General features: G+C 70.8%; 10 protein-coding genes. 1 reads left to right on the forward strand and 9 read right to left on the reverse strand.

What is annotated here, in order from left to right; all coding sequences use genetic code 11:
• The coding region (locus tag N4P33_RS11935; protein WP_260826340.1) for a sulfite reductase flavoprotein subunit alpha at positions 1 to 1,801 on the forward strand (1,801 nt) is incomplete at its 5' end.
• A 64-nt stretch (positions 1,802 to 1,865) separates the two neighbouring features.
• Here the strand turns inward: N4P33_RS11935 and N4P33_RS11940 are convergent.
• From N4P33_RS11940 to N4P33_RS11980, 9 genes are all read right to left on the reverse strand, one after another.
• On the reverse strand, positions 1,866 to 2,492 hold the full coding sequence (locus N4P33_RS11940; RefSeq protein ID WP_260826341.1) for a TetR/AcrR family transcriptional regulator: 627 nt from the start codon (positions 2,490 to 2,492) through the stop codon (positions 1,866 to 1,868).
• Positions 2,493 to 2,521: 29 nt separating this feature from the next.
• Complete coding sequence (locus N4P33_RS11945) at positions 2,522 to 4,723, reverse strand: SpoIIE family protein phosphatase (protein ID WP_260826342.1); 2,202 nt, start codon at positions 4,721 to 4,723, stop codon at positions 2,522 to 2,524.
• A gap of 75 nt (positions 4,724 to 4,798) precedes the next feature.
• A complete protein-coding gene (locus N4P33_RS11950; protein ID WP_260826343.1) occupies positions 4,799 to 5,665 on the reverse strand; it encodes a phytanoyl-CoA dioxygenase family protein in 867 nt (288 codons plus the stop codon).
• Between the two features lie 211 nt (positions 5,666 to 5,876).
• Positions 5,877 to 7,463: a sodium:solute symporter family transporter gene (locus N4P33_RS11955; protein ID WP_260826344.1), complete on the reverse strand. Its 1,587-nt coding sequence runs from the start codon at positions 7,461 to 7,463 to the stop codon at positions 5,877 to 5,879.
• Positions 7,460 to 7,735 carry a hypothetical protein gene (locus N4P33_RS11960; RefSeq protein WP_260826345.1) on the reverse strand — a complete coding sequence of 92 codons (276 nt, stop codon included), beginning with the start codon at positions 7,733 to 7,735 and terminating at the stop codon, positions 7,460 to 7,462. Before N4P33_RS11960 ends, N4P33_RS11955 begins: the two co-directional genes overlap by 4 nt.
• 111 nt (positions 7,736 to 7,846) lie before the next feature.
• On the reverse strand, positions 7,847 to 8,947 hold the full coding sequence (locus N4P33_RS11965) for a phosphotransferase family protein (RefSeq protein WP_260826366.1): 1,101 nt from the start codon (positions 8,945 to 8,947) through the stop codon (positions 7,847 to 7,849).
• On the reverse strand, positions 8,947 to 10,185 hold the full coding sequence (locus tag N4P33_RS11970; protein ID WP_260826346.1) for an acyl-CoA dehydrogenase family protein: 1,239 nt from the start codon (positions 10,183 to 10,185) through the stop codon (positions 8,947 to 8,949). Before N4P33_RS11970 ends, N4P33_RS11965 begins: the two co-directional genes overlap by 1 nt.
• A 29-nt stretch (positions 10,186 to 10,214) precedes the next feature.
• Positions 10,215 to 10,997: an SDR family oxidoreductase gene (locus N4P33_RS11975; RefSeq protein WP_260826347.1), complete on the reverse strand. Its 783-nt coding sequence runs from the start codon at positions 10,995 to 10,997 to the stop codon at positions 10,215 to 10,217.
• A 3-nt stretch (positions 10,998 to 11,000) separates the two neighbouring features.
• Positions 11,001 to 12,680: a class I adenylate-forming enzyme family protein gene (locus tag N4P33_RS11980; RefSeq protein ID WP_260826348.1), complete on the reverse strand. Its 1,680-nt coding sequence runs from the start codon at positions 12,678 to 12,680 to the stop codon at positions 11,001 to 11,003.
• Between the last annotated feature and the right edge of the window lie 12 nt (positions 12,681 to 12,692).

Below are 12,692 nucleotides of genomic sequence, written 5' to 3' on the forward strand. Positions count from 1 at the left end.
GACGGCGGCGGGCCCGGCCACAGGCCGGACCGCGGCCGTGACGCGCCGGGCGAGCGGCACCGCGCTGACCCTGCTGCACGGCTCCAACCTCGGCACCTGCGCCGGCATCGCCCGCGACCTCGGCACGGACGGCGAGGAGCACGGCTTCGCCCCGTCCGTCGCCCCCCTCGACACGTACACGGAGAAGCTGGCCCACGCCGAGGGCCCCGTCGTCATCGTCGCCGCCTCCTACAACGGCCGCCCCACCGACGACGCCGCCGAGTTCGTCGCCTCCCTGGAGAACCTCGCCCCCGGCTCGCTCACCGGGCTGAGGTACGCCGTCCTCGGTGTCGGCGACCGCAACTGGGCGGCCACCTACCAGCGGATCCCCACCCTGATCGACGAGCGCCTGGCCGCCGCCGGTGCCGTCCCCCTGCTGGAGCGCGGCAGCGCCGACGCCTCTGGTGACTTCGGCGGAGCGGTCGACCAGTGGACGGAGGACCTGTGGAAGGCACTCCTGGAGGAGTACGGCGAGGCGGTCGCCGGTGAAGCGGCCCGCCCCGCACCCGAGGCGGAAGCGGAAGGGGAAGGCCTGTACGAGCTGGAGGACACCTCGGAGTCGGTCCTCGGTGGTCTCGCCGAGCGCCACGGCGTCCAGCCGATGGAGGTCCTCGACGCGTACGAACTCGTCGACACGGACCACGAACTGGGCCGCTCCAAGCGGTTCCTTCGGCTCCGGCTGCCCGATGGCGTCACCTACCGCACCGCCGACCACCTGGCCGTCCTGCCCAGCAACCCCGAGGCCCTCGTCCAGCGCGTCGCCGACCGCTTCGGCCTCGACCTGGACCGCACCGTCCGGCTGCGCGCCCGCCGCCGGAGCCGGGGCGCCCTGCCCGTCGACCGGCCGCTGACCCTGCGCCGCCTGCTCACCGACTTCGTCGAGCTCCAGGACGCGGCCACCCAGGAGCAGGTCGCCGTGCTCGCCGAGCACACCTCCTGCCCGCCCGAGAAGCAGCCGCTCACCGCCTTCGCCAGCGCCGATCCCGAGACCTTCAGGGAGCAGGTGACCGCCGCGGGGCTCAGCGTCCTGGACCTCCTGGAGCGCTACCGCGCGTGCGAACTCCCCTTCGAGCGCTTCCTGGAGCTGCTGCCGGTCCTGCGTCCCCGGCACTACTCCATCTCGTCGTCCGCTGCGGCCCAGCCTGGCGAGGTCGACCTGATGGTGTCGCTGTTCGCCGCGCCGCACCGGTCGGGGGAGGGCACCTTCCGGGGCATCGCCTCGCACTTCCTGCAGACCGTGAACGCGGGTGACGTGATCCAGGCCCGGGTCCTGCCGTGCAGCGAGTCCTTCCGCCTCCCCGAGGACCCCTCCGTACCGGTGATCCTGGTCAGCGCGGGCACCGGCCTCGCGCCCTTCCGCGGCGCCGTCCTCGATCGCCACCACACCGGCTCGACGAGCACCCTGCTCTGCTACTTCGGCTGCGACCATCCCGACGTGGACTTCCTGCACCGGGAGGAGTTCGAGGCGGCGGAGGTGGCCGGCGCCGTCAGCATGCGCCCCACGTTCATGCATGCGCCCGAGAACGGCGCCCGCTTCGTCCAGGAGCGTATCGCCCGCGAGAGCGAGGAGGTGTGGGCGGTCCTGGAGGCCGGTGGGCGCGTCTACGTCTGCGGCGACGGGCGTCGCATGGCCCCCGCCGTACGGGAAGCGTTCATGGCGATCTACCGCGAGCGGACCGGTGCGAGCGATGAGCAAGCCGTGGCATGGCTCGCCGCGCTCGTAGGGTCCGGACGCTTCGTCGAGGACGTCTGGGCCGGCTGAATCCCCCGCAGAAACGGTGGTGGGCGCACCTTCCCGGGTGCGCCCACCACCGTTTCGCGTCGTGTCAGGCCACCGGTACGTCCGGGAGGTCGAGGTCCCCCTTGGCCAGCGCCACGGTCGCGGCCACGAGCGCCCTGAGCCCCGTCCGCTCGGTGGCCTCGTCCGGCACGCACTGCAGGACCTGCATGGTGAGTCCGTCGAAGCCGGAGAGGAAGAACCGGGCCACCGTCTCCGGGGACTCGGTCAGTTCCTGCCCCGTCCTCTCGGCCGTCTCCGTGATCACCTGTGCGGTCACCTCTATGACCCGCCGGTAGTGGCTCTGCCGGGCCTCGTTGAGGCCGGGCACGCGCAGAGCGAACATGGTCAGCTCGCTGAGCAGCTGGTGGTGCGACGTCGGCTCGCGCACGGTGCCCCACAGGGCACCCGCCAGGGCGCTGAAGGTCTCCTCGAAGCCCGCGTCCTCCGGCGCCGCCCGCCGCACCTGCGCGACCAGCTCGTCGGTGATCTGATCCATGACAGCTCGGTACAGATCCTCCTTCGTGCCGAAGGTGTAGTGGACGGTGGCCTGCGCGACACCGAGCTCCGCGGCGATGGCGCGGGTGCTCCCCGCGGCGACGCCCTCCCGGGTCATGAGGTCGATGGCCGCTTTGATCAACTGGGGGCGGCGCTCCGCCGCGGACACATGAGCCATACGCCCACTATATCGACTTAGTCGATCGATCAAGTCGGCTGGACCGAAGGCTGGTCACCCAGGTGGTCGACGCGCTGGCCGCCGGGGAGAGCCTGCTCGGCCCAGATGACCTTTCCCTCGCGACCGTGCCGCGTTCCCCAGCGCTCGGCGCACTGGGCCACGAGGAGCAGGCCGCGGCCGCCTTCGTCGTAGATCCGGGCGCGGCGCAGATGCGGGGCGGTGCTGCTGGCGTCGGAGACCTCGCAGGTGAGCGTCGACTGGAGGATCAGTCGCAGCTGGACGGGAGCCTTGCCGTAGCGGATCGCGTTCGTCACCAGTTCGCTGACGACCAGCTCCGTGGTGAAGGAAAGGTCTTCCAGCCCCCAGGCCGCCAGGACGCCGGAGGCGAAGCGGCGGGCCCCGGACACGGCCGCCGGATCGGACGGGAGGTCCATCGTGGCCACGTGGTCCGGGGCGAGGGCATGGGTCCGGGCGACCAGCAGGGCGACGTCATCGGCAGGACGGCCGGGCAGCAGTGCGGCCAGCAACTGGTCGCAGGTCTCCTCCAGTGAGTCCGGCGCCGAGGTGAGGACGCCGTGCAGCGTGGCGAGTCCGAGGTCCACGTCCCGCGTGCGGCCGGCGATCAGCCCATCGGTGTACAGGACCAGCAGGCTGTCCTCCGGCAGCTCGAACTCGCTCGTCTCGAAAGGGAGTCCACCCAGGCCGAGGGGTGGTCCGACCGGCACCTCGGGCAACCCGGCCACCCTGGCGGTCTCGCCGGAGGCCGGGGCGGTCACGACGGTCGGGGGGATGTGGCCGGCACTGGCCAGGGAGCACCGGCGGGAGACCGGGTCGTAGATCGCGTACAGGCAGGTGGCGCTGGTCTCGCCCTCGTCCATCGACTCCTCGCGCTGCATGCGGATGACCACGTCGTCCAGATGGGTGAGAAGTTCATCGGGCATGAGGTCGATGTCGGCGAAGGCGCGGACGGCCGTGCGGAGCCGGCCCATGGTGGCGGCGGCGCGCAGGCCGCGACCGACCACGTCGCCGACGACCAGCGCGACGCGGGCCCCGGACAAGGGAATGACGTCGTACCAGTCGCCGCCCACACCGGCGCGGGACCCGGCGGGCAGGTAACGCGAAGCCGTTTCGACGGCCGGCTGTTCCGCCGTCGTGCGCGGCAGCAGGGTCCGCTGGAGGGTGAGGGCGGTGGCATGCTCATGGGTGTACCGGCGGGCGTTGTCGATGGACACCGCCGCCCTGGAGACGATCTCCTGCGCCAGCAGGAGATCGTCGTCGTCGAAGGGTACAGAGGTGCGATGACGTACGAACTGCACCAGGCCCAGGGTGACCCCGCGGACGTGCAGGGGCACGAGGAGTACGGAGTGCAGGCCGAGTTCGCGCAGCACTCGGCCGTGGGACGTGGACGGCGCCACCCACCTGGGCATCTCGGTCTCCGCGATGTGGTGCAGGACGGACCGTCCGGTGGCCAGTGCGCGCACCGGCTCCGAGTCGTCGGGGTAGGCGTGGGTCTCACCGACGCGGAGCGGGGACTCCGGACAGCCGTCGAGGACGGAGCGCTGGGCGACGCGGCGCTGCGCCGCAGCGTCCGGTGAGCCCGTGCCCGTCTCGTCGAGAGCGGAGTCGAAGAGGTCGACGGTGACGAGGTCGGCGAAGTCCTCGGTGCAGACCTCCGTCAGCTCCTCCGCGGTGCGGGTGATGTCGAGCGTGGTCCCGATGAGCTTGCTCGCCCTGTCGGTGAGGGCGAGCCGACGCTGCAGCAGACGGTCGCGTTCCTCCTGATAGGCGGCGACGACGTCTTGCGAGGAACGGTCCACGTAGTCGAAACCGAGCGTCACCAGCCTCATCGAGGCCAGGTGGATCACGTGCCAGTCGCCGGTGAGGCGGGCGGCCTCGGCCTGCACCTGTTCGAGCAGGCCGAGATGGCCGAGCCGGTAGGCACGCAGGAGCCGGCTCACCGGGATCCCCCGCCGGGCATAGAGGCGGCCTAGGTCCAAGGCGGCCGGAGGAACCTCCGACGCGCTCGCGCCGGGACGGGCCTCCAGGAGATCCAGAAGGGCGGTGACGTGCTGGGTCGTCTCCTCCAGGGTCAGGGCCTTGATGTCCGCGTTCTCCGCCAGCTCGGGGAACTCGCCGTTCAGGCGCTGGAGCAGCAGGACGGCCAGCTTCTCCACCTCTGGCCTCAGATGCCGTGCCAGCTGACCAAGGAACGCATCGACATCGGTTCCCATAGGGGGAATGTACGGGAAAGCCAAGACGTGCGCTCCTCGGACAGTTGCGGCAGCTGCCTCTGATCGACCCGGCTCTCAGAGACCGAGGTGATCGCCCAGATCGGCGTAGTCGACCTGCCACAGGCCGGGAGAGCCCGTGGGGTACTGGGAGCGAAAGCCGAGCATGCGCTGGACGCGCGGCGACAGCGTCTTGGCGAGCTCCCTGTCGACCAGGAAGGGGTACGCCTCCTCGCCGGTGAGGAAGCCCGCGTTGAACGTGAAGGCGAGGCCACGCCGGTACTCGTCGCCGGTCCGGTTCGCCCCGCCGCCGTGCGCGGTCTTGCCGCTGATGAGAAGGACGTCTCCGGCGTTCATGACGGCGGGGATCGTCTGCTCGGGGGTACCGCGGTCCTCGAAGTCGCTCCAGTGGTTGCTTCCGGGGATGACGCGGGTGGCGCCGTTCTCCTCGGTGAAGTCGGTCAGGGCGACCAGGAAGTTGATGGTGACTTCCGGGCCGCCGGGCCCCATGCCGATGAAGGGGAACCAGTTCTCCAGGTCGCGGTGGAGCATCTGCGCCTTGTTGCCGGGGCCGATCTCGATCACCTGTGCGGTGGTCATCCAGTACGTGCCCGACTCCTGGAGGAAGACCAGGTCGCTGATCTCGTGGACCAGCGGATGGTCGATGACCTCGCTGCGGAACGTGGCGCTGTGCGTCACCAGGTTCGTGAGGCGCTTGGTGTTGCTGCCGTGGAACGCGGCCACGATCTCGTCGTCGTGGGTGGAACCCGGGGCGAGCGCCCGCAACGGCTCCTCGATCTCGGCGTTGAAACGGACGATCTGCTCCTGCGTCAGGAAGCCCTTGATGATGACGCCGCCGTCACGGGTCACGATCTCGAGGATCTCCTGCGCCGGCGTGTCGTTCGCCACGGACGTCAGGGCCTGGGCCGTCTTCTCGGTCGTCATGTGCGTCCTTTCCCTCGATCTGCACGGCGGTTGACCGACCGTTCGATCAGCCGCGGGTGTTCCGTCTTCTCGGACGGCGTCTCCTTGTTGTTTCTGTGGTGGTCGTCTCACTGTCGCCAGGCGTGACCGTGGCCGAGAACGACAGCGGGCACCTGCTTCGCCCGGGTCCGGTGCACGATGCACAGGCGGGCGGCTCGCGGGCCCGGCGGAGCTATCCGCTCACGACGTTCTGGTGTGCGGTCCGCTCCCAGGGACGTGCGCTGCCGAGCCATCCGAGGAGGAAGGCTGCCGGGACGGAGACCAGCCCGGGGGTGTGGAGCGGGAACAGGTTGAAATCCTGCTCCGGCAGCAGCGCGTATCCCGTTCCGGACACGGCGGGGGAGGCGAGGGTCAGGAGGGTGCACAGGGACAGCCCTCCGTAGACGAGCCAGAGCAGCCCTCGGCGGTCGAAGCCGGTCCAGAGGAAGGAGTAGACGAGCGCGGGGAACACGCATGAGGCCGCGAGGCTCAGCGAGAAGGCGAGGAGGAACTCGATGGGGTAGCGGTGTACGGCGGTGGTGAGGAGAAGGCTCACGGCGCAGAGCGTGACGACGGACAGCCGCAGGACTGTCGGCTCTCCGACCCCGATCTTCGTACGGACCTTCTTCCCCATCAGATCGCGGGTCACGGAGACGGCGGCGGCGAAGGTCACGCTCGCCACGGCTGTGAGGACGGCGAGGAAGGCGACGCAGGCCACGAGGGTGATGAGCACGACCCGGCCGGTGGAGTGGTGGGGGAGGACCTCCGACGCCAGGAGGATCGGGGCCCCCTGCCCCCTCGCATCGACCGCCCCGATCTGTCCGCTGCCCACCACCGCGGCCGCGGCGAAGCCGGTCGCGATCAGGAGCAGGTAGAAGAGGCCGGTCAGCCCTACGGCGACGCTCAGTGAGCGCCGAGCGGCGGGCACATCCCGGCTGGCGCTGACGCGCAGGAGCAGGTGGGGCATCATCGCGGTGCCGAGGATGACGACGATGTGGTCGCTGATCGTCCCGAGCGGACCGAGATCGGCGGAGTGCGCCCACAGCCCGGGGCTGAGGTAGCCATCCGGCGACATGCTCTTGTCCATGGCGGCCGACAGCAGAGCTTCCGGGCTCCAGTCGAACAGGCGGAGCGCCATCAGCGTCACCGCGGCGAGCGCCGCCAGGGCTACGGGCACCTTGGCGACCTGAACGAAACTGGTGCCGCGCAGATCGGCCACTCCTGCGAAGCACGTGATGAGGAATCCCATCAGCACCGTGCACACCACCTGCGCCGCCTCGGTCGGCATACCGATCAGAAGGGCGGCGGTGATGCCGCCGGCACGCAGTTGCACCATGAGCAGGGGTACGGCGATGCACAGCGTCACCACCGCACCGGCGATCCGCGTTCCCGGCCCCTCGGCACGCAGAGAGAACAACTCGCCCAGGGTGTAGCGGCGGGTCGCGCGAATCCTGGTGGCGAGGAGCAGGAAGACGCCGAGTGCGAGGGCACTGTCGACGGCGGTCGAGACTCCGTCGTAGCCGAAGAGGGCGATCGCTCCCGGCAGCGAGACCAGAAGGACGACCGTGATCTGTTCTCCCGCCATCGCGACGCCGTTGAAGAGGGGCGGGAGGGACCGGCCGGCGACGTAGAGGCGTTCCAGGTCGTCGTCCTGAGTGGCGAGAGTGAAGACCCACAGGAGGCACAGGCCGACGAAGACGAGGAAGGTGGTGATGACCGCGCCCCTCGCGGTGGAGCCGATGAGGTCGGGCGAGCCGGCGCTCAGGAGGGAGAACGTCACCACGTGCCCCCGTTCGACCGAGAGGCAGTGGTCGTCGCCGAGGCCGGTTCGCAGGAGGACGCGGCCCGGTTCTCGTACCACCACGTTCCGCCGACGAGGACGACGAGCTGTGTGAGCGCCCACGCCATGCCGAGGGTGAGACGTCCGTAGACGGAGACCTCTCCTAGGGTCGTGGAGCAGGAGAGCAGGACACCGACGGCGAGCGGCAGCGCGTTGACGGTGACCAGCACCCGTGTGTCACGAGGGGAATGCTGGGAGGAAGCGGAGGGCACGGAACCTCTCTCTGAGGAAAGGAAGACGGACACGGCGCGAGGGGTCGCGGGGGACGGTCGCAGCCGTTGAGGACGAGCGAGGAAAGACGGGCGGCGGTGCCGCGTCGGGTGTCAGTGGCGCGCGGCCGCCGTCAGGTCGGCGTACTGCCCGGCGCGTTCCAGCAGACGGGGGACACCCGTTTCGAGCGACGGCCCGAAGGTCATGTCGTGGGGACGCTCACCACGCTGCCAGCGGGTGTAGATGGCCTCGCAGAAGATCGCCGCCTTCCACAGGGCGAGGGTCTGGTACCAGGGCAGCGGGGTCAGATCGAGGCCCGTGCGGGACTGGTAGCGCTCTGCCAGCCGGCGCCGGGTGAGGTAGCCGGGTGACCGGGTCACCCGGGTGAGCTCGAGCGGGGTGGCCGGGCTGCCTGCTTCGGACCAGGTGGCGGTGAGATACCCCAGGTCCGCGAGAGGGTCACCGAGCGTGGCCATCTCCCAGTCCAGGATCGCGAGGACCCTGGCCGGCGCCTGTGGAGCGAACATGAGGTTGCCCATGCGGTAGTCGCCGTGCACCACGGAGGCCGCCTGGCTCCTCGGCAGGTTGCGGTCGAGCCAGTCCCCGATGCGCTCCACCGCGGGCAGGTTGCGGTTGGTGTTGACCTCCCACAGGCCGCGGAACCGGTCGACCTGACGCCGCAGATACCCCTCGGGCCGGCCCAGGGAGGCGAGTTCCCCTCCGGTCACGTCGATGCCGTGCAGGGCGACGAGGGTGTCGACGACCGCCTCGCTGGTGGCCCGGCGCTGTTCGGAGGGGGAGAGGTGGGGCGGGATCGTGTCGGTGATGACCGTCCCGTCGAGCCGGGACATGAGGTAGAACGGCACGCCGAGGAGGGCTTCGTCCTCGCAGATGGCGATGATCTCCGGTACCGGCACCCCGTGCTCGCGGAGGATCCTCTGGATGCGGGCCTCCCGCACCATGTCGTGCGTGGACTTCGGCAGCGGTGGGCGCGGGCCGCGGCGCAGGACGACGGACTCGCTACCACGCTCGATCAGGTAGGTGACGTTGGAGTGGCCGTCGCCGATGCGCTGCCACGCGAGCGGCCCGCTGCCGATGCCGTGTGCGTCGAGGAAGCCGGTGACCGCGTCGAGGACCAGGAGCGGAGGGCTGTCGAGGTGGCGGGCGCTCTCCCAACTCGCCACGATCTCCACGCCGTCGGGGACGGTGTGCATCACGCGCCCCCGTCCCGGCCGACGACGGCGTCGCCCATGTATCGCTCACCAGCCTGGACGGCGGCGCGCCGACCGGCCGAGGCCCGACGCGCGATGGCCCACCGGTGGGTCTCGTTCGAGCCGTCGTAGATGCGGAACGGGCGGACCTCGTTCACGTACTGCGCCAGCGGGAGTCCGTCGGAGACCCCGTCCCCGCCGCAGATCTGGATGGCGCGGTCGATCACCCGGAAGATCGCCTCCGAGCAGTGCACCTTCGCGATCGAGGACATCGCGGACCCCGCCTTGGGGTCGGTGCCCAGCAGGGCCGCGGTCCTGGTGATGATCGCGTCGGACGTCTCGATGTCGATCACCGACTCGGCGATGAGGTGCTGCGCCAGGCCGAGCGAGTCGAGCGGACCGCCGAACAGCTCCCGCCGCCCGGCCCGGTCGAGCGCGATGTCGAGCGACCGCCGTGCGAGGCCCAGCCACCGCATGCAGTGGGTGAGGCGTGCGGGACCGAGCCGCACCTGGGCGTACCGGAAGCCGAGCCCCACCTCGCCGAGCACGGCCTTGTCGGGGACGAAGCAACCCTCGACGTGCAGGTGGGGGTGGCCGCCGTCGATGGCGCGGTCGACGGTGTGTATCGGTGCGCCGACCCGGATGCCGGGGTTGTCCATGTCGACCAGGAACATGGTGGCCCCCTCGGGGGCGCCGTCCACGGCCGGGGTCCGCGCCATGACGATGCAGAACGCGGCGCCGATGGCGCCGCTGGTGAACCGCTTGTGACCGTCGATGATCCAGCCGCCGTCGGCACGCACGGCCGTAGTCCGCAGCGCCGCCGGGTCGGACCCGGCACCGGGGTGGGGTTCGGTCATGCCGAAGCAGGACCGGACGTCCCCCGCCGCCAGAGGCGCGAGATACCGCTTCTTCTGCTCCTCGGTGGCGATGAGGTGGAGCATGTGCATGTTCCCCTCGTCGGGAGCCATGCAGTTGAGTGCGGTTGGACCGATCGGCGAGTAACCGGCCTCCCGGAGGACCGGCGACCAGTGCTCGATGGGCAGGCCCTGCCCGCCGTACTCCTTCGGCACGAGCGGAGCGAAGACGCCTGCCTCCTTCGCCGCGGCCTGCAGCCGGTCGCGGGTGGCCTGGTCGAGACGGCCGCCCGGTGCGGGCTCCGCGTCGACGACGACCTCGCGGATGAACCGGCGCGCGCGCTCACGCAGCTCCGCGATCTCCGGCGGAAGGTGAGGGTAAGTCATTACTGTCCTTCGTGAGGTGGGCGAGGTCGTTACGCGGTGCCGCCGGCGACCGTGAGGCCGCCGTCGACGGTGAGCACGCGGCCGGTGACCCAGGAGGATTCCTCCGAGGCCAGGAACGCCACGGCGGAGGCGATGTCGGACGGCACGCCCAGACGTCGCAGGGGGTAGCCGTCGGCCGCCTCGGCTTCCCTCCCCTCGTACAGGGCCTCGGCGAACCGCGTCTTCACCACGGCGGGGGCCACGGCGTTGACACGGATCTCCGGGCCGAGCTCGGCGGCCAGGGTCCTGGTCAGATGGGAGACGGCCGCCTTGCTCACTCCGTAGAGGCCGATGCCGGGTGACGGGGTGTCACCGGTGACGGAGGAGAGGTTCACGACGGTGCCGCGGCGTTCGGTGAAACGAAGCGCCGGGTGGGCCACCGCGTCCTGCACCCAGGCGAGGGTGGCGAGGACGTTGACCTCAAGGACCTTGCGGGCTACGTCGAGGTCCAGGCCGACGATGGGACCGTACGCCGGATTGATGCCCGCGTTGTTCACGAGGACGTCCAGCCCGCCGAACTCGCCCGCCACCGTGTCGAAGACCTCGCGGCGGTGCTCGGGGTCGTCCGCCTTGCCGGCGACGGTGATGACGCGGGCCGGGGGAAGCGTGGCGGCGGCCTCTTCGAGCGGTCCGGCGTTGCGGGCCGTGAGGCATACGCGCGCACCCTCGGCGACGAGCCGTTCCGCGACGGCGAGACCGATGCCCCGGCTCGCTCCGGTCACGACGGCGGTGCGGCCCGAGAAGCGGCCCCGCCCGGTGTGGTTCTCGCTCATGGTTCAGTCCTTCGAAGGGGAGGCCGGGCCGGTGCCGTCGAGGCCGCGGAGCTCGGCCCGCCGGATCTTGCCGCTCTGCGTCTTGGGCAGGTCGGCGAGGAAGCGGATCTCGCGGGGGCACTTGTAGACGGCCAGCCGGTCGCGGGAGAAGGCGATCAGCTCCTCGGCCGTGGCGTGCAGGCCCGACTTGAGCGAGACATAGGCGATGACGGTCTCGCCGCGGTAGGCGTCCGGCGCCCCGACGACAGCCGCCTCGAGCACCGACGGGTGCTCGTACAGCGCGTCCTCGACCTCGCGCGGCCAGACCTTGTATCCGGACACGTTGATCTGGTCCTTGAGCCGGTCCACCAGGTAGACCCAGCCCTGCTCGTCGATGACGGCGACGTCACCGGTACGCAGCCGGCCCTCCGGCATCGTGTGACGCGTGGCCTCGGGCTTGCCCCAGTACCCGGGCACCACCTGCGGCCCGCTCAGTTCGAGTTCGCCCTGCTCCCCGCTGGGCACCGGGTCGCCGTGCGGGTCCACGACGCGTGCGGTGAGATGCGGCAGGGGCTTGCCTATGGACAGCGTCCCGCTCGGCAGGTGCACCGGCGCTCTGTCCCCCGGCGGTACGGCGATGACGGCGGACGTCGTCTCGGTCATCCCGTAGCCGTTGTGGAGGTAGACGCCGAACCGTTCCTGGAACCGCTCGACGGTCGCCGGCGGGATGGGCGCGCCGCCCGAGTACAGGGCCTTCGCCGACGCGAAGTGTTCCGGCCCGGCCTGCGGCAGCTCGTAGATCGCGTTGTACGCCGTGATGGAGCCGATCGTGTAGGTCACCCCGTGCTCGGCGAAGGCGTCCAGGGCGACCTCGGGGTGGAACCGGCCCGCCAGGACCAGCGTGGTGTCGGTGAGCAGGGAGATCGTCGCGTTGACCACCGCCCCGGTGATGTGGAACAGCGGGGCCATGGCGAACACCACGTCCCCGTCGCTCACACCCATCCACGACGCGCAGGTCGCCACCACGCTCAGGACGTTGCCGTGGGTGTTCATGGCACCCTTCGGCGGCCCCGTCGTTCCCGAGGTGTACGTCAGAAACGCGACGTCGTCGCGGGTCGGCTCCACGGGCGAGGGGCCCCGGCCCTCGAACTCACCGATCAGCGCCAGCAGGTCGCCGTCCGGCGCGGGGGCCAGACGTTCCGTCGTCGCGAAGACCCGCGGATCGTTCCTCGACTGGTAGTCCAGCGCCGAGGTGCTGATCAGCCATCGCACCGTGCTCCCCGCCAGCGTGCCGAGCGTCTCGTGGACGTCCTCGTCCGCGCAGACGACCCCGACCGCCCCGGAGTCGTCGATGATCCGGCGCAGCTCCTGGCGCCGGTACATCGGGTTGAGTCCCAGGGCCGTGGCCCCCAGCTTCCACAGAGCCAGCAGCACCAGCGCGTACTGCGGAACGTTCTGCAGGTACACCCCGACGCGATCACCCCGGCCGGTTCCGCGCGCCTCGAACGCGGCGGCCAGGGCGTCCGACGCCACGTCCACCTCCCGCGCGGACAGCGCACCGTCGAAGAAGCGGAGCGCGATGCCCTCCGGATTCTTCGCCACGCGTGCCTTCCAGGCGGCCACGAGCGAGCCGGGAACCGCGTCCGGCCCCGTACCGGACCCGTCGGGGAACGAGTCCCGCCGCCGACCCTCATCCACTGTCATCTGCCGTCCCTC

Origin of the sequence: Streptomyces sp. 15-116A, from assembly GCF_025290915.1 — a bacterium.
Classification (GTDB): domain Bacteria; phylum Actinomycetota; class Actinomycetes; order Streptomycetales; family Streptomycetaceae; genus Streptomyces.